This is a genomic window from Lactiplantibacillus paraplantarum (assembly GCF_003641145.1).
Taxonomy (GTDB): Bacteria; Bacillota; Bacilli; order Lactobacillales; family Lactobacillaceae; genus Lactiplantibacillus; species Lactiplantibacillus paraplantarum.
Genome location: NZ_CP032744.1, coordinates 242,927 through 263,802 on the forward strand (window position 1 = coordinate 242,927; position 20,876 = coordinate 263,802).

General features: G+C 40.4%; 17 protein-coding genes and 1 pseudogene. 12 read left to right on the forward strand and 6 right to left on the reverse strand.

Going from position 1 to position 20,876, the window contains the following annotated elements; all coding sequences use genetic code 11:
• Positions 1 to 2: 2 nt before the first annotated feature.
• The 10 genes and pseudogenes from LP667_RS01100 (at position 3) to LP667_RS16935 (ending at position 13,100) form a co-directional block, all read left to right on the forward strand.
• On the forward strand, positions 3 to 1,202 hold the full coding sequence (locus LP667_RS01100) for a CDP-glycerol glycerophosphotransferase family protein (protein WP_021730543.1): 1,200 nt from the start codon (positions 3 to 5) through the stop codon (positions 1,200 to 1,202).
• A 96-nt stretch (positions 1,203 to 1,298) separates the two neighbouring features.
• Positions 1,299 to 6,368 carry a bifunctional glycosyltransferase/CDP-glycerol:glycerophosphate glycerophosphotransferase gene (locus tag LP667_RS01105; RefSeq protein ID WP_080235578.1) on the forward strand — a complete coding sequence of 1,690 codons (5,070 nt, stop codon included), beginning with the start codon at positions 1,299 to 1,301 and terminating at the stop codon, positions 6,366 to 6,368.
• A 388-nt stretch (positions 6,369 to 6,756) separates the two neighbouring features.
• On the forward strand, positions 6,757 to 7,818 hold the full coding sequence (locus tag LP667_RS01110; protein WP_021730545.1) for a hypothetical protein: 1,062 nt from the start codon (positions 6,757 to 6,759) through the stop codon (positions 7,816 to 7,818).
• Positions 7,806 to 8,114, forward strand: coding sequence for a hypothetical protein (locus LP667_RS01115; protein ID WP_050584242.1), 309 nt, complete (start codon positions 7,806 to 7,808; stop codon positions 8,112 to 8,114). Before LP667_RS01110 ends, LP667_RS01115 begins: the two co-directional genes overlap by 13 nt.
• A 42-nt stretch (positions 8,115 to 8,156) precedes the next feature.
• A complete protein-coding gene (locus tag LP667_RS01120) occupies positions 8,157 to 8,678 on the forward strand; it encodes a CDP-glycerol glycerophosphotransferase family protein (RefSeq protein ID WP_050584243.1) in 522 nt (173 codons plus the stop codon).
• A 183-nt stretch (positions 8,679 to 8,861) separates the two neighbouring features.
• The gene (locus tag LP667_RS01125) at positions 8,862 to 9,284 is read left to right on the forward strand and encodes a CDP-glycerol glycerophosphotransferase family protein (RefSeq protein ID WP_021730547.1); all 423 of its coding nucleotides are present in this window, start codon (positions 8,862 to 8,864) and stop codon (positions 9,282 to 9,284) included.
• A gap of 135 nt (positions 9,285 to 9,419) precedes the next feature.
• A pseudogene (locus LP667_RS16930) lies at positions 9,420 to 9,872 on the forward strand (CDP-glycerol glycerophosphotransferase family protein).
• Between the two features lie 615 nt (positions 9,873 to 10,487).
• Complete coding sequence (locus tag LP667_RS01140; RefSeq protein WP_021730549.1) at positions 10,488 to 11,051, forward strand: UbiX family flavin prenyltransferase; 564 nt, start codon at positions 10,488 to 10,490, stop codon at positions 11,049 to 11,051.
• Between the two features lie 2 nt (positions 11,052 to 11,053).
• Complete coding sequence (gene lpdD / locus LP667_RS01145; RefSeq protein ID WP_021730550.1) at positions 11,054 to 11,464, forward strand: gallate decarboxylase subunit LpdD; 411 nt, start codon at positions 11,054 to 11,056, stop codon at positions 11,462 to 11,464.
• A gap of 190 nt (positions 11,465 to 11,654) precedes the next feature.
• Positions 11,655 to 13,100, forward strand: a complete 1,446-nt coding sequence (locus LP667_RS16935) for a DUF5776 domain-containing protein (protein ID WP_021730551.1) — start codon at positions 11,655 to 11,657, stop codon at positions 13,098 to 13,100.
• A gap of 178 nt (positions 13,101 to 13,278) precedes the next feature.
• Here the strand turns inward: LP667_RS16935 and LP667_RS01155 are convergent, their stop codons facing one another.
• Entirely contained in the window at positions 13,279 to 13,719 is a 441-nt protein-coding gene (locus LP667_RS01155) for an Rrf2 family transcriptional regulator (RefSeq protein WP_021730552.1), read from the reverse strand.
• A 183-nt stretch (positions 13,720 to 13,902) separates the two neighbouring features.
• Between LP667_RS01155 and LP667_RS01160 the strand changes: the two genes are divergently transcribed.
• Positions 13,903 to 14,592 carry a TetR/AcrR family transcriptional regulator gene (locus LP667_RS01160; protein WP_021730553.1) on the forward strand — a complete coding sequence of 230 codons (690 nt, stop codon included), beginning with the start codon at positions 13,903 to 13,905 and terminating at the stop codon, positions 14,590 to 14,592.
• Between the two features lie 203 nt (positions 14,593 to 14,795).
• Positions 14,796 to 16,157 carry an Nramp family divalent metal transporter gene (locus LP667_RS01165; protein ID WP_033609274.1) on the forward strand — a complete coding sequence of 454 codons (1,362 nt, stop codon included), beginning with the start codon at positions 14,796 to 14,798 and terminating at the stop codon, positions 16,155 to 16,157.
• 26 nt (positions 16,158 to 16,183) lie between these two features.
• Here LP667_RS01165 and LP667_RS01170 read toward each other — a convergent pair whose 3' ends face one another.
• The 5 genes from LP667_RS01170 to LP667_RS01200 form a co-directional block, all read right to left on the reverse strand.
• Entirely contained in the window at positions 16,184 to 16,825 is a 642-nt protein-coding gene (locus LP667_RS01170; protein WP_021730555.1) for a hypothetical protein, read from the reverse strand.
• Between the two features lie 35 nt (positions 16,826 to 16,860).
• Positions 16,861 to 17,166 (reverse strand): hypothetical protein, encoded by a 306-nt coding sequence (locus tag LP667_RS01175; RefSeq protein WP_021730556.1) that lies wholly within the window; start codon positions 17,164 to 17,166, stop codon positions 16,861 to 16,863.
• Positions 17,167 to 17,223: 57 nt separating this feature from the next.
• Positions 17,224 to 17,475, reverse strand: coding sequence for a hypothetical protein (locus LP667_RS01180; RefSeq protein ID WP_021730557.1), 252 nt, complete (start codon positions 17,473 to 17,475; stop codon positions 17,224 to 17,226).
• 1,231 nt (positions 17,476 to 18,706) lie between these two features.
• Positions 18,707 to 20,089, reverse strand: coding sequence for a sensor histidine kinase (locus tag LP667_RS01195; protein ID WP_021730558.1), 1,383 nt, complete (start codon positions 20,087 to 20,089; stop codon positions 18,707 to 18,709).
• A complete protein-coding gene (locus LP667_RS01200) occupies positions 20,076 to 20,780 on the reverse strand; it encodes a response regulator transcription factor (RefSeq protein WP_021730559.1) in 705 nt (234 codons plus the stop codon). Before LP667_RS01200 ends, LP667_RS01195 begins: the two co-directional genes overlap by 14 nt.
• Positions 20,781 to 20,876 lie beyond the last annotated feature (96 nt).

Genomic DNA, 20,876 nt, shown 5'->3' on the forward strand with positions numbered 1-20,876 from the left:
AAATGGCATTAAAAGATATTATCAGTCAGGTTTATCGTCGGCTGTTCAATGTAATTGCGACTGTGTGCCCAGTGAGAAAACACGTTGTTTTGTTTGAGGCGTTTAATGGTAAAGTTCCAATGGATAATCCGTTATATGTTTACGAAGCACTTCAGATTGCGCATCCAGATTGGAAGCTGGTCTGGGGTGTTAAGCGTCAGTTGGTTGCAGAAGCCCAAGAAAAGTATCCCAAGTTGAAAATCATTCCACGATTCTCAGCCAAATGGTTATTAGTGGCACCAGTGGCAGAGTTCTGGGTTCTGAATGCTCGGATGCCATATTGGTTAAAGAAAAACTCACGAACGACTTATATCCAGACTTGGCATGGTACACCGTTAAAGCGTCTGGGTATTGATATCCCAAATGTTTCAATGCCTGGTACTGATACAAATCAGTATCGTCAGAATTTCACAACGGAGAGTAAACGTTGGGATTTTTTAATTGCGCCAAATCAATTTTCGAAAGAGGTCTTTCGAAAAGCATTTGATTTCAAAAATCAGTTCTTGGATTATGGCTATCCTCGTAATGATCGGTTAGTGCATCAACGTAAGAATCGCGATGTGATTGCGGCAATTAAAAAAAGAATTGTTGGAAATAAGACAGGCAAAGTGATTTTATATGCGCCAACTTGGCGAGATGATTTTTTCATCCGTAAGGGTATGTATAAAATGAACTTGCCTTTTAGTTTGGCCGCAGTTGTTAAAAGTCTTAGTAAGGAAGATGTGCTTATTATTCGACCGCATTACTTGGTGGCTGAGTCGATTAATATTCAAGGCTTTGAAGATAACGTTAAATTATGTGTGGATGAAGATATTAATGATTTGTACTTAATTAGTGATCTATTGATTACGGATTATTCTTCGGTCATGTTTGATTACGCAATCTTAAATCGGCCGATGTTATTCTATCCTTATGACTTAGCACATTATCAGGGTGATGTTCGTGGATTCTACTTTGATTACAACAAGGTTCCTGGTCCGATTGTCACTAATGAGCAGGATTTTCTGGCAAAGCTAGATCAGTTCTTGACTAATGGTGGTTATCCAAATGAGATAGCTAAGATGATGGCATTTCGGACACAATTCACGGAATGGGAGCAAGGAACGGCTAGTCAACGAGTTGTGAAGTTGATTACTAATATTAGTGGAAAAAAGTTCGATTAAACAGATTTTGAAGTGCGATAAATGTTTTGTACCTGATTAGGTTTTGATCGTAGGTTAATTATAAATGATCATATAACATGACATTGAATCTGGATAATGACAACGTATATCACGTTTGAAAACTGGATAAAGGTGAAGATTGTGAAAGAAAAGGGATTAGTGAAGCGAGAATCTAATCAGTTAAGTGTAATTGTTGCTTGTTACAATGTGGCAGAATATTTACGTGACTGCTTGGATTCATTATTAGCTCAAACATTTAAAAATTTTGAAGTAATTATGATTGATGATCATTCAGATGATGATACTTCAAAAATCATTGATGAATATGCACAACAATACGATAACTTCAAGGCTGTTCACAACGAACAAAATCTTGGACCGAGTGCATCTAGAAATCTAGGAATTGAGCTGGCCAACGGTGACTGGCTCGCTTTTGTAGATGGCGATGATACGTTACCAAGCCGTGCATATGAGCTCATGATTGGCTCATTAGTGAAGTCTGGTTCGCAAGTCGTGACTGGTTTTGTTCGCCGTTTTGATAGTGGACGTAATAAGCCATCGTATTTACATGGCAAAGCAATCATTGATGATTATCGGCATGCATCATTTGCTGAGCATCCAGAGTTGTTATACGACACTACAAGTTGGAATAAAATTTACTCGCTTGCATTATTACGTCACAATGGCATAAAATTTCCGACTGGACAAATATATGAAGACGTTTCATTTACACTAGATGCATTCTTACACAGTAGTGGAATTGATATTTTAACCGATGTTGTTTATAACTGGCGTTGGCGCGAAAGTAGCGGCAACGCGTCGTTCACTCAGGTTAAAAATGAATTGCCAAAATATCTTGATCGTATTACTAGCCTAAACCAGGTTCGGAGTTTGTTACTAGATAACGACTTATGGAATGGTAAGGTCAAAGAACAAGCTGAGTTCAAGTTATTAGATGTGGATATTCCGCTATTTATGAATGATATTGCAGATGCCGATGAGTCATTTGTATATCAGTTTCAAGAAGAAACAGTCCGTTTCTTTAGAGATTGGCAGCTACTAAATACGCCAATCATACGTACGCTTTCGGTAAAAAAACAGTATCAGTACTACGCGCTGCTAAACGGAAAGTTTGAATTATTGAAAAGAATCTCAGCCAATGCATTTAATGGGCGAGTTGCTAGGTTAGAGCAAAAGAGTCTTAATCTCCCAGAGTTTCACGCACTCAAGAGGCTGAAATCTAGAATATCTAAGGTTCAATGCTTAGATGGTACGATTCTTTTTAATGGTAGTTTACAAGCAGGAAGAAAAGCACCCCGACATTTTCCGTATAATCCAGAAGTAGTTAGTGTTTATTTGGAAAATATTATTACAGGAAAATGCATCAGTTTATCAACTTTTTCGCGCCAATTTACAGTGTTTAATGTACATCTTCGGAAAATGCAGATTCCATCAAGTAAATTTAGTCTAGCATTGAATGTGGAAGATGCAATTCGTGAATTAGGTGAAGGAACTTATAAAGTACGAATTGATTATCGCGAGAAGAAATCTGCTAAGTTATTAACGACCTATTTAGGACAACCAATGAAAGGCGCTGGTAAAATTGCACCTTTTGAAATCAGTGATGGCAAGTTGTCAGTTGTTTATGGTTATAACACTAATTGGGAGATGACTATTAAAGTGCAGCCAACTGCAGAATTAGTAGTTGGTAGTGAGTCATCCCCAACGATTTTAACGGAAATTCGCTTAGATCATAGCAGTACTTTAATTATTGGTGGAACAACTCCAGAGTCTAATTTATCGTTAAGTATTAATGATACGATTATAGGTCAGAACAGGGAAAGTGATGGCTTGTTTGAATTTCGAGTGGGGTCTGAATTTTTGCAACGATTTTTAAATCACTCGATTAAACTAGACTTTATTAATTCGGAGTCAGGTATGGAAGTGATACCCAATTTTAAGTTTGAAGTTGGGATGCCAACAACTTTATTTGGGAATAGGTTAAGTATTGCGCTTGATGCCCGATTAGGGAAGGGACTCTGGATTAAACCAGATGTTTCTACCATTACCTTGAGTCAGGCCGATGTTCAATTGAGTTCAGGTAATATTTATCTTAAGCTAATATTCAATGATGAGTCAGTTATGAATTTAGATATCGTTGGTGGTAAAGTTGAGTTGTTATCAACAAATTTGGTTAATCGTTATCTGGATGGCGGCACAGTAGAATATCAAAATACACATACTTTAATCGGAAAAGTTCCCTTGAATGTTGGTCAGCAGTTGTTAATCTTATCTGGAAGATATCATCTATATCTTAATTTAAAGACATCAGATGGACATAATCAACGTTTCAAAGTATACAGCTATAATCTGACAGATGAGTATTTGATTAATAGAACTATGCTTACTAAGATGGCATCTGTGTCTGCTTATACTGATAAATTTGGCTATTTGAAATTAAGCGTTCTTCAAAAACGCCCATGGATAGATCGGACAAAGATACGCCGTGGACTGACATTCTCAATTTTGTATCCTTTAATGCGGTTACTACCGTTAAAAAAAGATACAGTTGTTTTTGAAAGCCTTTGGGGACAACTGTTTAATGATAGCCCACGTGCGATGTATGACTATTTGTCCAACAAGTATCCGGCAATGAAGTTTGTATGGGTCTTCAAGGATGAACAAATACCAATTACCGGCCATGCAATCCGCGTACGACGGATGTCTTTCAAATATTGGTATTATATGGCACGAGCTAAATATTTAGTGCAAAACACAAATTTACCTGATCAATATGCAAAGCGCAAGGGGCAAATTGAAGTTGAAACTTTGCATGGAACCTTCATGAAAGTTATGGGATTTGACGAACCCCATTTCAAACATGCCAGTAATCGAGTACAGGCTAATTTTGCACATCGAATTGGTCGTTGGGACTTAATGTCAGTACCGTCAGATTTTATGAAAGCGCATGGTGCACATGCATTTGACTATCCAGAGCAAAAAATATTAACTACTGGATTTCCACGCACTGACGAACTAATTCATAATAACAATGCGAATTATATTCAACAGATTAAGCGTCGGTTGAATATTCCGGATAATAAGAAAGTAGTACTGTATGCGCCAACATACCGGACCACAGATAAACCATTTGATTTAGAACTGGATCTCAATCAGATGCAACGGATGTTGAGTGACGATTGTGTCCTGCTGGTACGTTTACACTATTTTGTGTCACACTCGCAAAACTTTGTGAATCAGAGTGGCTTCGTCTATGATGTGAGTGATTATAATAATATTAATGACTTGTATTTGGTCAGCGATGTTCTGATTACTGACTATTCGAGCGTCATGTTTGATTTTGGCTATTTGCGTAAACCAATGATCTTTTTTGCTTATGATAAAGATTGGTACCTTGATCCTGCAAATCGAGGTATTTACATGGATTATGATGCTACTGTGCCCGGGCCAGTTGCTAAAACAACGACAGAAGTTATCAGTGCACTGAAGAACCTTGATAATTTACCATCGCTGTATCATGGTAAGCTGATCGATTTTTATAATCGTTTTTGCCAATATGGTCGTTCTGGTGATGCCACAGAGAAGTTAAGTGAGGCAATGCTGAACTTAAATCCGGAAGCACAAGATTCCATTGAAATGCATTTGATTGGCAACAAGTTTGTGCGGCTTTTTAAGTTAAACAATATTCAGTCACAATTACTGAATGCGTTGGGACAAAAGGTTGCCAAGAAAAACATTGCAATCTTTGAAAGCTTCTTTGGTCGCCAATATTCAGATAATCCTAAGGCAATTTATGAATATATGAGAACTAATTATCCGCAAATCAAAGCTTACTGGAATGTTAATAAGGAATATGAACAATACTTTATCGATAATCAGATTCCTCATCTAACAAGATTCAGCTTTAGGAGCATTTGGAAACAGGCTCGAGCAAAGTACTGGTTTACAAATACTCGGCGTCCGTTCCGATGGTATAAACCTAAGGATACAGTTGTTGTTCAAACTTGGCATGGGACACCATTAAAGACGATTGGTACGGATGTTCAACAGGTGACTATGCCTGGTGTAACGAGGATGAAGTACCATAAGCAAGTGGTTCGAGATTCTTCTCGATGGGATTACTTGCTGACGCCTAACCCATACTCGTATGAGATCATGCATCATGCCTTCCGAAAAAACTATTCACAACTATTACCGACAGGGTATCCACGTAATGATCGATTGAGTACTGCGACGCCAGAAGCTATTATCAATATTAAGCATAAACTTAATATTGATAAGAATGCTAGAGTTGTTTTATATGCACCTACCTGGCGAGATAATGACTTTGTACGCGCTGATCATTTTCGTGCTGAATTACATTTGGACTTAAACAAGTTCATTCAAAAGACACCTAAAAATACGATTATTCTTATTCGAACGCATTACATGATTGCTAATAGCTTAGATCTATCAAGCTATGGTAACCGGGTTATTAATGTCAGTGATTATGAAGATATCTCAGATCTTTATTTGATTAGTGATCTTTTAATTACGGATTATTCCAGTGTGTTTTTCGATTATTCAATTCTGAAACGGCCTATGATTTTTTACGCCTACGATTTGGCGGCCTATGCGGATGATATCCGAGGCTTTTATGTAGACTATGATTCAACCGTTCCGGGTCCAATCGTCGAGAATAATGATGAGTTGATGCCACTGATTAATGAAGCCTTAACTGAACCGGCGCGTTTTATCGATAATGAGAAGTATCGTCAATTCTTGAAAAAGTTTGCCGGATGGGAAGATGGCCAGGCTACAAAACGGTTGTTAGATATTGTACTTGACGGACAACCAGCCTATCAGCGACGCGAAGTTGAAACGGCTGAAGGATACGCGGTTAATGATCAAGTTACAATTTCACCAGCTAGTCTTCTCTGGAAAAACATCCCTGGATTACCAGGAGATCAGTTTGTTGGAAACTTCGATGAGATTAACAACGATGGTTTGATTACTATCAAAAAAATTGCGAGTTTAGTTCCAACCAATTTTAGTGCCGATGAATTATATACCGGTGGTTATTGGATAAATGCGCAGGTACAAGGACAAGATATCTGGCTCATGATGGCGGATATTTCTAAAAAGTCGAGAGCCGACAGCTATTAGTAATTGCATACTCAGTGGGTTGTTAAGTCAGTTCACTGGTAGACAACCGCATAATAATAAAGGCAATATATTCTTGAACGTTCAGGAATATATTGCCTTTATATTATTAATACATGTCATTATCTGCATAGTTAAAGATGAGTCAGCATTACTTTGTAGACCAACCAATACGAGCTCATGAAGCATGAATAACGCTCAGAAAGATAACGTTTGCACGATATAATAATACTTATAGTAAATTTTAATCATAATAATAGATTTTAAAAATCTTTATTATAAATTTAATGGATCACTTTAGAAAGTTATGAAAGGGTTTGGGGCTAATTGTTGAAACAACGTTTTAATATCACGGTGGTAAAGTAGTGATGGAAATTTGGAGGAGAACTATTTGAAAAAGATAGTGGCAATGATTAGTTCTGGTAAGTTAGTGATTGAAGTGTCTCAGAATAGTAAATTTGAGAACTTACAATCGATTCTCACTAATCATGTTCAATCATACTATCTGAATAAAAAAGTTTTGAGTATTGAAGAAGATGCGGTTAACTATCGGTTTACATTGGATTTAACTCAAATCTTAAGCGCGCTGGTTGAACATGATGATGCGCCGTATACCTATACCGATGAGATGATCGGGGAAGTCCGTGAATATGATCGTTCACTCAGAATCTCGGTTCGGAGTGAATGGCAGTTGGCACATATTGAGCGATTTTGGAACACTGAGCGCAGTCACTATTTGCAACCGTATGTAACAAAAAAGAATGCCCTGGCATTCCTGCTCGACCGTGAACTCAGCTTGAAACATTATGTGAACTATAAAGTTGTTCGGAAGATTAGGCTTCATACGGATTGCGTCGCATTTGAAGACTTTTTTGACACACTATTCTTTCCACTAGCAGACTGTCATCTGGTAATTGTTGAACGAAGTGGTAAAAAGACGTTTCAACGGGACTTTGACTATCATCTAATCGAGACCAAATATGCGCGTGTTTATCGTTATGCATACAAGATCGAGCTGACCATGGCAGAGCTGAGTGACTATCTTAAACAGTTGGACCAATCCAACGAATTGGGTCTGGATTTATTCTTCATCGGTCATTTAGCGGGTACGGATGTCCCATTAAAATTCCGAATCGGTAATTCACGCTTTATTACCAAATATACGATGCGAGGCGAACTGGCACTCAAAGATCCAGCCAAGAAGCAGTGGCTATCATTGTACCTGTACTTTACAATCAAAGGGTTGAATTTATCGTTCACGTTCAATGCTTATCAGGAAGACGCTTATGCGTACTTTAGGGCGCACCGACATCGCTGGCGAGCGGTTGCCAAGCAGGCAGCTGGTCGTGATATCTGGATTATTGGTGAGCGTTCTTTAAGGCCCAAGATAATGGGTTCCGGTTCTTCAAATATTTACGTGAATAACATCCAGAAGTTGAAGTGTACTATGTAATCCGCAAAGCTTCAATCGAGCGTAAGAATGTTGGCTTGCTAGGAAATGTGATTGACTTTGGATCAGCTGAACATTTTGAGAAGGTTATTCAAGCTAAGTATATTTGTGGAACACATCACTCAGATTTTCTATATCCAATTCGAAGTAAGTCCTATGAACAAGCACATCCATGCCAAACGAATCTTTTTATAGCACGGGGGTTTGGTACGAAGAATATTACCCTATTCTATGGTAAGTCCATCGTGAATGGGTTTTACACAGATTTATTTATTACGAGTTCGCAAAAGGAGAAGTAAATTGCGGTATCTGATTTAGGCTATGCTGGCAATGAAGTTGCGGTGACGAGCATAGCACGCTTTGATAGCTTGTTCAAAGATGACTGGCCATTAAAACGCCAGTTATTGGTTATTCCAACGTGGTACGATTGGATCACTAATGACGAAATTTTTAAGAAGAGTGAGTATCTTGAACGCTATCGAGAACTATTATTTGATTTCCGCCTTAGAAAATTTGCGGAATGCTACCAGATGAAAATTGTTTTCTGTTTGCATCCCAACATGGAGTCCTGTGTCGATTATTTTAAAGATGCTCCGGTGACAATCATTCATCAAGGCAAGGCTGATGTTCAGATATTGATCAAAGAGAGCACCATGATGCTGACAGACTACTCCAGCGTTGCTTTTGACTTTAGCTTTTTGCATCGTCCGGTACTCTATTATCAGGTTGATCAGACTCAATTTATTGGTAAGTACACGTCCCATATCGACTTGGATAAAGAATTACCAGGGTCAATTGCGGATTCGCTGGATCAAGTTTTTGACCAGTTATTTCAATACGGTACGCAAGACTTTGCGATGTGACCACAAGATATTAAAAAGGCTGATTGCAAGATTGCGTATCCGGGTACGCAATCTTGCAATCGCTTCTTTAATGCTGTTACCCAGCTACAAGATAAGTCTGTCAAAGAAAAAATACGTAGTGACGTGTTCTATCTGAAGCTTCAACGACGTTTCCGGTACACACGTAAGTTATATTTTCCAACCATGAAGTTCTTGTATTGGTTCTGGTCACATTTTAGTCCCGTTGAGCCCAATCGAATTATGTTTGAAAGTAGTGTTGGGCAACGCTATGAAGATTCGCCACGGGTTATTTATGGGGCAATGGTAAGTACGTATCCGGACTTAGAATATATTTGGGTGTCAAGAAATGATCAGCCCTTGCAAGCCAATCCCAATACAAAGATTTTTCGGCGATTGTCATTTGATTATTATCGCTATCTTGTGACAAGTCGGTATTGGATCAATAATCAAAATTTTCCAACTTATTTGACGAAGCGCAGGGGAACCGCCTATTTGCAGACTTGGCATGGGCAGCCAATAAGAAAATGTAGCATGATCAGGAAGTTATATCAAGGGCGTAAATCAGGCTATCTGAAGTGGGTGACACACGCTAAAAAAAGTGGATAGCTTTGGTGTCGCCATCGTCGTATGCGACTAAGGCCTTACGCTCGGATTTTCAATATGCGGGACCAGTTATTGAAAAGGGCTATCCCCGGAATGATTTGTTTTTTTGCCAATGACGTGGAAATGACGCGATAAAAAATTCGTAAACAGTTAGATATTGCGTCGGATAAAAAGGTGATTTTGTACGCACCAACTTTCCGAGACTACGAAAAGTCGCATAGGCGGTTTGTACTAGATAATCAACTAGACTTTGGTGAATTCGAACACCAGTTAGATGACGATTATGTCTTGTTGATGCGTGAACACGTGGTGGTGGACTCTAAATTACAAATTTCAGAAGCTGTGTCACATAATATTATTAATGCTTCCAGTTATCCAAGTGTCCAGGAGCTTATGATTGCAAGTGATAGGCTGATTGCTGATTAATCGCTCATTATGCTTGATTACTTAGATACCAACAAACCAATCTACTTTTTCTGCTATGACTTGGAAAAGTACTTAACTTTGCGAGGGGGCTACTTCGATTCTACAAAAGAGGTCCCCAGGCCAGTGGTCGAAAGCGCGGTAGCCTTGTTTAATGAAATCGGCTAAGATGACCAGTATTGGCAGACATGTGGTGAGAAATATCAAGTGTTCAAACAGAAGTTTGCGCCTCATGATGGTAAGCATACAGTCGACATTGTGTATTAGATATTTTTCTCAATGGTGAACAAGAACTAACAAGGTCAACTAACAACGATTTTCGAGAAACTATCTTGAAAGTCGTTGTTTTTGATTGGTTAAGCGGGGCAGCATGCTGACTGATTTTTACATACTGCCTAAACTGATGGACGTATGTCCCGAGTTGCTCAGTGATTGCTGATATGGATGAAGAAGCTTGTGCTGGTTGTGTGACTGTAACTAGCGTCAGAGCTAGTCAGAATCTTAATATGAATAATTTGAAATACTTCAATAGAATGTTCTCCGTGGAAGCTGCAAATGTAACCAAAAAATAATTTATATCAAGATAATTAACATGTGCATTACAATATAATACTGGTAACTATACACTAACTGTTTGTCGAATTTGATCCGGTAAGCTTCAATATTCGAAAATGGAATATTAGCCAGTCGAAACAGGATTTGTTTGCGAATCTAGCACAGGTTATGATAAAGGTGAGGATTGACGAGAAAGACTAATTAAACGATTGAAACGAGGGTGTCAGAATGAAACGAATTGTTGTGGGAATTACGGGAGCGTCCGGTACGATTTACGCGGTCGACTTATTAGAAAAGTTACATCAACTTCCAGATGTTGAAGTTCACCTGGTAATGAGTGCGTGGGCTAAGAAAAACTTGGAGTTAGAGACTGATTACTCGCTCGCGCAGTTGACGGCGCTAGCGGATGCTACCTATCGGGCTAATGATCAAGGAGCAACGATTGCCAGCGGTTCGTTTTTGAATGACGGCATGGTCATTGTCCCAGCTAGTATGAAGACAGTAGCGGGGATTGCGTATGGCTTCGGCGATAATTTAATATCGCGGGCTGCTGATGTCACGATTAAAGAACAACGTAAACTTGTGATTGTTCCACGTGAAACACCGTTAAGTGTGATTCATTTAGAAAATCTAACGAAGTTGGCAAAACTCGGTGCCCAAATTATTCCACCGATTCCCGCTTTTTATAACCATCCTCAGTCTATTCAGGATTTGGTCAATCATCAAACAATGAAGATCTTGGATGCGTTTCATATTCATAATGAAACTGATCGCCGTTGGGAGGGGGATTAAGTATGGCAACTTTTACGACTGAGCAGGCCGGGTATCAAATGCAAGCGACACTCCAAGTGATTGGATATGACTTGTTGATTGTCGTTACTGGTGGGACTAATCCCCATATTGGTGACGTGACCACATTGACTGCCAGCACGGTGCCCGAAACGGTTAAGTTTCCCAGCCATGATGGTCGCTTCCATAAAGATAATTTCATTTCGGAACGAATGGCCAAGCGGATTCAGCCCTATCTAGATGGAAGCTGTACAATTACTGCGGGAATTCATGTCAACCAAATTACTAAAGCACAAATAGCAGCTGCGGCACCAATGACTGATGAACTTAGTCGTCAGATTATTAGCTGGTTGCAGGTCCATCCCGTCCATGCTGAGAAGCCGGAATATTATGGACAGGATGAGCAACCGCGGTAGACTCATGACGTATGGGTATAGAGAACGTTGTAAGTGTCCCTGACTATTAGTAAAAGGATTCACTAATTGGATGATTTTTGTTAATTATTAATTTTTTAGTGATAGTTATATAAATAATATAGATTAACACCCTCTTACATGTTACCGTATTCACAATAAGGTGATTTAATTAGTAAATACAGGGGGAAGAATGATGAAAACGTCATTTATTATAGGTGTGTCTTTGTTAAGTGCTATGTGTATTTTTTCTCAAGCATCAGCTAATGAACAGAGGACGTATACGAGCCAAGAGAGTGTAGCTACGTACGAAACATCCTCATCTTCAAATAGCTTACAATTATCGAATGTGGAGACAGCGTCAATAAACTTAAGCAACTACTATACTACTAACCCTGGTAAAGTAGTTATGCTAGTAGACGCACACACGTATACTGATAATGAGCTGAAAAACCCAATTAAAAAGGTAACTAAGGGTTCAGTAGTTAACGTGTATGGTGTTGAAATTGCCCCAAGCGGTTATCCGCGGCTGAAGGTTGATGGAGGGTATCTAACTGCAAACAAAAAGAATGTTGTTAAGGCAACTGAAAAAATAAATAATTATTATACTGTTAATCCCGGTCAAGTTGCGTTACTAATTAATGATTATGTATACTCGGATGTGGATTTTACAAACAAAGTTCGCTCTATTTCAAAAGGTTCATTGATCACAGTTCAAGGAATTGAGTATACTTCAAGTGGTTATCCAAGATTGAAAGTTGATGGAGGATATTTGACAGCGAATAAGTCTCTTGTAACCAAGCCAACTGATAAGATAGCTAATTACTATACTTCAAATCCCGGTCAAGTTGCACTTTTAGTTGATGATTATATTTATTCCGATTTAGATTTTACGACCAAAGTTCGAGCTGTCTCAAAAGGTACACTAGTGAGTGTACAAGGAATTGAATATACTTCAGATGGTTATCCAAGACTAAAAGTTAGCGGAGGGTACTTAACGGCGAATAATTCCCGTGTTACAAGGCCAGTTTCAACGCTCTCCAATTATTATGTTACAAATCCAGGCAAAATTATCATGTTAGTTAATGCGCATATTTATGGGGATGTAAATCTTCAGAATCGAGGCAGTGCTGTAACAAAAGGAACGGTGGTTAATGTACAAGGAATTGAGTTTGCACCTAATGGGTATCCCCGCTTAAAGGTGAGTGGTGGCTATCTTACAGCAAATAAGGCTAATGTTGCTCAATACAAAGAAACTGCTAACAACGAGAAAATTCAACAAGTTATTAAACTTGCCAAAACCAAGCTGGGTGACCCTTACACTCAATCTCAGGCGGGACGACTCGGACCAAATTCATTTGACTGCTCGGGCTTTGTTTATTATTTGTATAAGACTGCGGCAGGTGTCACTTTGAACGGAACAGTTACAACAACTGAGGAGAAATCCGGGTATGAAGTTTCATTAAATTCATTAAAACCAGGTGATTTATTATTTTATGGTACTAGGGGTAGTACTTATCATGTTGGGCTATATGAGGGCAATGGGGTAATGATTCATGCTTCAACACCTGAGGATGGGGTCAAAGAGACCCAGATTCAGTATTATATGCCTAGCTTTGCTCGAAGAATTTTAGATTGATTAGCATAGACCATTAGTGAGAGCCTATGTGATTTTCCTTAAAACAGCACTACAGAAGGACAATCGGTAACAAGCCTAGGCTTAGTACTGATTGTCCTTCTTTGATTTTAAAATGGTTCTATAATATCTGTTGTTGATAATTAAGTAAAAATTTGATTACTGGTAGCACACTGTCAGCTTATTTACCAGCATCTTTCTTTGCTTGTTCCACCAAGATATTATCGACCACGTCTTGCAAGCTAGTCTTAGCTAACCGTGCTTCCGCCGCTGTTTGCGCGTCTTGATAGTATTGTTTCAGGACGGTTTGAATATTACCACCAACAATGCAATCCGGGTTGGTCTTAGGATCGACAGCGAGTAGCGGCTTATCGCCTTCAATTGCATAAAAGACACTGAGTAATGAGATTTGACTCAATGGTTTAGCCAACGTTGGTTGAGCGGTACCGGGCGTTGTAGTAATTAGTCCGGCTTGTCGAAGCTTGCTCATTAATCGGCGAACAACGACTGGACTAGTCTCAATGCTGCGGGCGATGGCGTCACTTGTTAATTTAGTATCGGCGTAGATTTTAATGTAGGCTAATAAATGGGTTGAGTCGCTAAAACGAGTTGAAACACGCATGTCATCACTTCCTGTAACTTAATTGGTTACTATGATTATAAATAAATCCGCTTATAAAAGCAATTAACAAGTTTATTAGCCATAATGATGTAACTTTTATAAAGAAGGTTGTTTCGGGTGACCGAATCAGTTATGATATAAGTGCCAAAATTGAGCAGTTACTGCAAAAAGGAGCTTATTAGCATGAGTGAAATTGAAACCATCCAGGCATACTATGCCGCCTCATTGGGGAAGGATGGTCGTATTACCCGGACCCAGCGACAGATTTTAGCCGCGGCCCTCGATTTATTTGCAGAAAAAGGCTATGAAGAGGTCGGAACACGTGAGATTGCCGAGCGGGCTGGTGTCGCGGAAGGAACGCTTTTTCATAATTTTGTTAATAAAAATGGTATTTTGGATGCGATTATGCAACCAATCGTACAAAATATCTTACCAACCATGTTGAACACTTTGGATCAAGCCGTTTTAGATCGCCCTAATCAGACGCTACAAGCATTTGTTGTGGCACTAGTACGGGATCGAGTTGCCTTTGTCTCACGCAACCGAGCATCTTTGGCGGTTATTTTGTCACAATTTTTCAACAATGCCCAAGACCGAGCCGCTGTATTGGGAATGGTCTCACCGACTATTTTGGCACAGGCGAATGAAGCGATGGACCGGTTGAAAGCTGCACGGGAACTCGTTGATTGGCCGAATCGAATGGTTTTACAACTTGTGTTTTCAACTATTGGGGGCTATTTAGTAGAACAGGTGCTATATCCGCAATTAACGGATTTGAGTGATGATCAGTTAATTCGTTATCTCAGTGATTTTTTAGTTAATGGTTTAAGCCCACGGCGAATCCCCTTACAAGATGATAGTAACGCGATATAACAAACTTTAGGGGTGCCAAATTAATAATTAATAATAGTTGACTAATAGGTTAATGGTGCTATACTACCAAGTGGAATTAAAGTGAGTGCTCAATTACGGGGCCGCACTGTTGAGGATCACATAGTAGTCCACAACCTGAATTCTAAACCAATAGAAGAGAGGGTTTCATAATGAAATCAGCAAAAACGAAGGATCACGCTAAGATGAAAGCCGCCGAAGAAAAGGCGATTCATTCAACGGGTGCCGATAGTAAGAGCTTGGACGAAGTCAATGGGAGTGTCCGGGTCCCTAAGGATGCCAATTTCTGGCGAACCTTAATTGCCTACACTGGACCGGGCGCACTAGTAGCAGTTGGTTACATGGATCCAGGGAACTGGATCACATCAATTGCCGGTGGCTCACAATATAAATATGCGTTACTTTCTGTGATTCTGTTATCAAGTTTAATTGCCATGTTGTTACAAGCAATGGCGGCTCGTCTGGGGATTGTGACGGGTAAAGATTTAGCACAACTGACACGGGAACGAACGTCAAAGGGAATGGGTATTTTTCTGTGGGTCGTCACTGAATTGGCGATTATGGCCACGGATGTTGCTGAAATTATCGGTTCTGGGATTGCTTTGAAGTTATTATTCGGATTTCCACTAATTGTTGGTATTTTAATTACCACGGCCGATGTTTTGATTCTGTTATTATTAATGAAGCTTGGTTTTCGGAAAATTGAGGCAATCGTGGCAACTTTAGTCGCGGTGATCCTCTTCGTCTTCTTATATGAAGTGATTATTTCACAGCCTAACGTTCCTGAAATGTTAAAGGGCTATGTCCCAACGAGTCGGATTGTCAGCAACCGTTCCATGTTATTCTTAGCACTGGGGATTGTTGGTGCAACGGTTATGCCACATAACTTGTACTTGGGTTCGTCGATTTCACAAACCCGCCAAGTTGATCGCAGTGATGAAAAAGAAGTTGCTAAGGCCGTTAAGTTCACGACGATTGATTCTAATATTCAATTAACGGTGGCGTTTGTTGTCAATAGTTTGCTGTTGATCTTAGGTGCAGCGTTGTTCTTCGGTACTAAGGGCGACCTTGGCCGGTTCGTTGACTTATACAACGCTCTTGGCAATAGCAAAGTGGTCGGCTCGATTGCGAGTCCGCTACTCAGTATGTTGTTTGCGATTGCACTATTATCTTCTGGTCAAAGTTCAACAATTACGGGAACCTTGTCAGGCCAAATCATCATGGAAGGTTTTATCCGGTTGAAGATGCCACTCTGGGCACAACGGTTATTAACTCGGTTGATTTCGGTCACACCAGTGTTAGCCTTTGCTATTTATTACCATGGTAACGAAGCGAAGATTGAAGATTTACTGACAATGTCACAAGTCTTCCTAAGTATTGCATTGCCATTTGCTATGATTCCGTTGGTAATGTATACAAGTAACCGGGCGCTGATGGGGAATTTCACCAATCGCGTTTGGGTTAAATGGACGGCTTGGATTGTGACGGTCATTTTAATTATTTTAAACATTTATCTTATTTTACAGACAGTTGGTCTAGTCAAGTAAGTCGAAAACGAAAAAACGCGTTGCTACTAATTCGGTAGGAACGCGGTTTTTGTTGGCTGGATGGTGAAGGGGGTAGCAGTTATTAAATTTGTTAAACAGGGCAATAAACCAGTTTCGAGGTCATATAAGTCGTGGACACATTCACGCGGTTGGTCATGTTCAGCCATTTTAAGTAGTTGAGACTGGGTGAATTGGCACTGATTGGCTGGGAGAATTAGGTCCGGATGACTATGCCGGGCTAGGGGCTGTGCATGGTCGTGAACCAAGTAAGCAAAGTTGGGAGCGGTGTTGAGAATTAGCGTTAAAACACTAATTTCGCTTGGATCTAACTGATTGGCCAATTGGTTGGTTTGGCTCGAGGAGTAGACCATCGCAGCGTATACTTGCGGAGCAATCTCAGGTAGTTGGTGGCTGGGCGGTGTCAGAGTGACCGTCAAGCCTAACTGCCAGCTAGCGAGTAATAAGCTGGGAATGGTAACGACTTGGGCTGGGCTTAGCAAGATTGCTTGACCTGCGTGAACATTTTGTTGTTGTAAACTGGTTTCACATAGGGCCAAATCTTCGAGCATATCGGCCCCGGTATACCAGTTACCATTTAAGTCTTTCAGGACTGGTTCGGCGTATTGGCGTTGCAATTGACGGGTGATTGCCTTAGTAAGTTGACTCATCGCGGGGCCTCCTTTTGTAATTGTCAGAGTGGGGGTTACTTAGCGTTAGTTAGATACTTCATTTTGGTGATACTTTGACTGCTGGCGTCGATCGTAGCTAGAACTTGATTTTGAGACGATTTAACAATGAGTTTAGTTGGTTGAGGAGTTAAATTATGCTTAGGTTGGTGCGTGCTGGCACCGGTGGCTAGGTTAGTATCACGAGTGACTTTGTTAACTAGAGTGGATGAAGTTGGTTCAGAATTAGTAACGGTCGTATCAGCAGAGGCAGAGACTGAAGTGGCAAATAAGGTTCCGGCGGCCATCAAAGTAATCGTTAGTTTTTTTAACATGTTATTCATAATAATCAAACTCCTTTTAGTTGTTATTATTTAGTTACGAGCGCAGTGGGATGACAATTATTGTGCGGTTGGCATTAGCCAGTCGTTGGAAAGTAGCTGATGAAAGTGGCGGCCAAGTGGTACCCATAATTGGGACTTGCGAATATTCTTTAATGTATCCCAAAATAGTGGATCTTGTAGTTGGTCATCGCTAAGTTTAACTTTGACGAACTCACCGTCTTCCGTTTTGGCGATGACGAGTGGGTACGTAACTTTGACTAGTTGGACAGCAGTGATATTTTTAATTTTTGGATCAGTATCTAATAACATATTTATAGCTCCTTAGTTGGTATGAGTCAGTTTTTGTTTTTGAAATTAATTTTTAAGTTGGTTGGTTTGATTGAATGACTATAGTTTACCGACAATTTGGCAAGGTAACTATCGACTTTCCATAAACTTTATCTAAGAAATTCTTAGATTCGAGCTTAGATTGCGTGATTAGGGCCGTTACGTTGCGATTGACGGTATTATAAAAGCTAGTTTTAGACGTTAAAAAGCGTCAAAAACTAGCTTGATATTGATAAAGGGTATTGTACTAGTTAATTTGTCATGAATCATGATTAAAAATGGCCATTTATAAGTTTAAAAGCTACCAGCTGAGACACAGTGAAAAGCGTGCAATTTAACGAAAAATCACTTGATTAGCGCGTTCTACACCGGCTTCCAGGCATTCCTGCCAATTGCTGGAACGTGGTGGACACAGATTTGAGCCGAAGCCCACGTCTCAAATACTGGTCTTCCACGCCCTAATGCCATATTGACGAAACGTGTTCGGGTCAGACCAGGACTTCCGGTTAGCTACGCTATGACGCCAAGCGGAAGCCCGCCGCTTAACGCCCTAGCTAGGCTAATCCTCAGTCCCAACCCGTCTGAACCGCACACTCTTAAATCACTGAGCATTGTCAGAAATACCTTCCAGCCGGGATCGTGTTTGAATGCAGTTATTGATGGGCTCAACTTTAATTAAACTAGTCGTTGTTTCATATACAGCAACAGCTTAAACTGTAATTGTTTGGGGTTGGCAATAACTGCAATCAGCTATTCGTTTTTTAGTTACCATGCTAATATTTAAGCGTTTCAAACCAGTAGATTCAGACTAATGCCATGGTTAGCTAAAAGTTCCACACAACAAATATTCCACAATCAATTGTATCAAGGCGCGTGATTGTTTATCAGCCATTCGAGCGGCCCGCTGAAACGTGCTCGTTTTCAACCCGTGGCCCCTCACAGGCTTTCAGACTGGAGGGGCTGGGTGACAATGCTCAGTAGCCAAATTATTCTTAGTTGGAAGTGGGTTGCTTCCGGCTTAGAATAAGACTCGTATTTGAGATGACGTGGGTTGGGCGTTAGCTCAAATCGACGTCGGCTACGTTCCAGCAATTGGCACCCAGCCCCGGAGGTCGGCATAGGGCGCGCATACGCTGAGGAATAGTAAGCCAACTAACTGGCACGTTTTAATCATGATTTGTACCAAATAATAACTAGCACAATGCATAAAGAGTTATTTAGTTATTGGCCAGCTGATTGTAAAGATACTACCAGTTGGCTGGTTATTGGTAATCTTAATGGTAGCCTGATTTAAGGTTACCAATTGCTGAACAATTGCTAGCCCCAGGCCACTTCCTTCAACTGTCTGTGATCGTGATTGGTCAACTCGATAGAAGCGTTGAAAGACGGCTTGTTTTTGATCATCTGGAATGCCCTCACCATGATCAGCCACGGCTAGTTCGACCGCTTGACTAGTTTGTTGCAAGCTTAACCTGATTGGTTGATCATGCGGTGAATACTTATGGGCATTGTCGAGTAGTGCCACAACGATTTGTTGGATCATCTCAGCATTGCCTTGAACGCAAATATCGGGTTCAATTGCGAGCTCTAGAGGCTGGTCAATTGATGGTTGATAGTGTTCGCCCAATGTCAATATTAAGTGGGATAAATCCTGATTAGTTAAAACTAATTTGGCGCGGTCAGCTCGTGACAAATGAAGTAGATTTTCAATCAAATGCTGCATTCGTAAAGATTCTTCGTCGATGAATTGCAGTGATTCGGGAATTACTTCTGGATGAGCGTCACCGCGCCGCCGAATTAAGCTAAGGTTACCCCGAATTGCTGCAATTGGGGTTCGCAATTCGTGGGAGGCGTCTGAAATGAATTGACGTTCATGCTGTAAACGTTGATTTTGTGTGACTAATAATTCGTTGAAAGCTTGTCCTAAATCATTGATTTCGCGGGGGCTGGCCGGCACATCTAAGGTGGGCTGATCACTGTCGGGATTGTTCGAAGTATACCTGGTTGCATGCAGTAACTTGATTGTTGGGTCACTCAAGCGAAGTGCTAGTCGGTGAGCCCACCACGTTCCTAGGGCTAGTGCTACACAGGTAACAGCGATCATTAATAAAATCAAGATAAAGAGACTATTCATCAAACGCCGCAAACTGACCCACAGTTGGTAAGTATTATGGCCGTCTTTTTCGCTATAGGATAGGAAAAAACCAAATCCTCGTACATAAACGAGTGGACCAAGCAGTTTAGTCTGTTGTTTGGCAAAGAATGCTTTAGATGAGGGCGTCGTAATAATCGTCCGTTTGGTTTTAGTAGCCGTAGTCAAAGTCGCTTTTTTGGTTGTTACTCGAATAAAAGCCGGTTGTTTCGTATTCCGGGTCGTTGTATTGTTCCATTGAATAAAACTGGGGACGTCTTTGATATTAGCCTGATTGAGACTAGTCATCAGGTCACGAGCTTCCCGGGTTGTATTAACGGTTTGTTGGGTTCCAACCATAATTAGTGTAATCAGGCTTATGAGCAAAGTAATTGTTAGCATTAGCCGTCGAATAGCCTTGTTAATGAGCTGCTCATAGGTGGGGATGGTTTTAATTTTGGACATCAGACATCGGCTCCCTTAGTTTGTACCCGACGCCTCGTACGGTCTGAATTAACGGGGCTGCACCGGGGGATGTGATTTTATTGCGTAAATAGCCGACATAAACATCAACGACATTTTGTTGGCCAAGAAAGTCAGCACCCCAGACTTGGTCGAGCAAGTCATCACGCGTAAAAACTTCGTCGGGGTGAGCCAAGAAGAATTGAAGCAGATCGTATTCGCGATGCGTCAAGGTAATCTCTGAGTCAGCATTCGTGACTCGGTGCGCTTTAGTGTCTAATTGAATATCGTCAAGCTGGTAGACTTGATTAGGTTCGACTTGATTTTCAATCCGTCGTTGAATGACGCGGATTCGCGCCAACAATTCTTCAATTTCAAATGGCTTGGTAATGTAGTCGTCGGCTCCGTTATCTAGTCCAGCGACCTTATCGCCGACGTAATCGCGTGCAGTCATAATGATTACCGGTACCTGATCATGCTTGCGAATGCGGCGAAGAACTTCCATGCCGTCAAGTTTTGGTAACATCCAGTCCAGCAGGATGAGCAGTAATTCATTTTGATGCGCCTGGTAGGTTGCCATCGCAGCTAGTCCATCAGCTGCTACTAAAACGTTAAAATCTTCAAATTGAAGTTCTTTAGTGAGGTACCCAGATAGTCCGTCTTCATCTTCAACAATTAAAATCGTGTTTTTCAATGTCGTACTCCTCCTAATAACCATAGTTTGTGTTTAATTATAGCGAATAATTATGACGGTTTTCCGATATTTTGACTTATTTTTGTGGATTTATGT

Excerpts from the sequence above, each read along its gene's own strand:
- LP667_RS01195 (WP_021730558.1), bottom strand. The coding sequence starts at position 20,089 with ATGTCCAAAATTAAAACCATCCCCACCTATGAGCAGCTCATTAACAAG.
- LP667_RS01125 (WP_021730547.1), top strand. The coding sequence starts at position 8,862 with ATGAAGTTCTTGTATTGGTTCTGGTCACATTTTAGTCCCGTTGAGCCC.
- LP667_RS01105 (WP_080235578.1), top strand. The coding sequence starts at position 1,299 with ATGACAACGTATATCACGTTTGAAAACTGGATAAAGGTGAAGATTGTG.
- LP667_RS01160 (WP_021730553.1), top strand. The coding sequence starts at position 13,903 with ATGAGTGAAATTGAAACCATCCAGGCATACTATGCCGCCTCATTGGGG.
- LP667_RS01100 (WP_021730543.1), top strand. The coding sequence starts at position 3 with ATGGCATTAAAAGATATTATCAGTCAGGTTTATCGTCGGCTGTTCAAT.
- LP667_RS16935 (WP_021730551.1), top strand. The coding sequence starts at position 11,655 with ATGATGAAAACGTCATTTATTATAGGTGTGTCTTTGTTAAGTGCTATG.
- LP667_RS01180 (WP_021730557.1), bottom strand. The coding sequence starts at position 17,475 with ATGTTATTAGATACTGATCCAAAAATTAAAAATATCACTGCTGTCCAA.
- LP667_RS01175 (WP_021730556.1), bottom strand. The coding sequence starts at position 17,166 with ATGAATAACATGTTAAAAAAACTAACGATTACTTTGATGGCCGCCGGA.
- LP667_RS01155 (WP_021730552.1), bottom strand. The coding sequence starts at position 13,719 with ATGCGTGTTTCAACTCGTTTTAGCGACTCAACCCATTTATTAGCCTAC.
- lpdD (WP_021730550.1), top strand. The coding sequence starts at position 11,054 with ATGGCAACTTTTACGACTGAGCAGGCCGGGTATCAAATGCAAGCGACA.
- LP667_RS01170 (WP_021730555.1), bottom strand. The coding sequence starts at position 16,825 with ATGAGTCAACTTACTAAGGCAATCACCCGTCAATTGCAACGCCAATAC.
- LP667_RS01140 (WP_021730549.1), top strand. The coding sequence starts at position 10,488 with ATGAAACGAATTGTTGTGGGAATTACGGGAGCGTCCGGTACGATTTAC.
- LP667_RS01165 (WP_033609274.1), top strand. The coding sequence starts at position 14,796 with ATGAAAGCCGCCGAAGAAAAGGCGATTCATTCAACGGGTGCCGATAGT.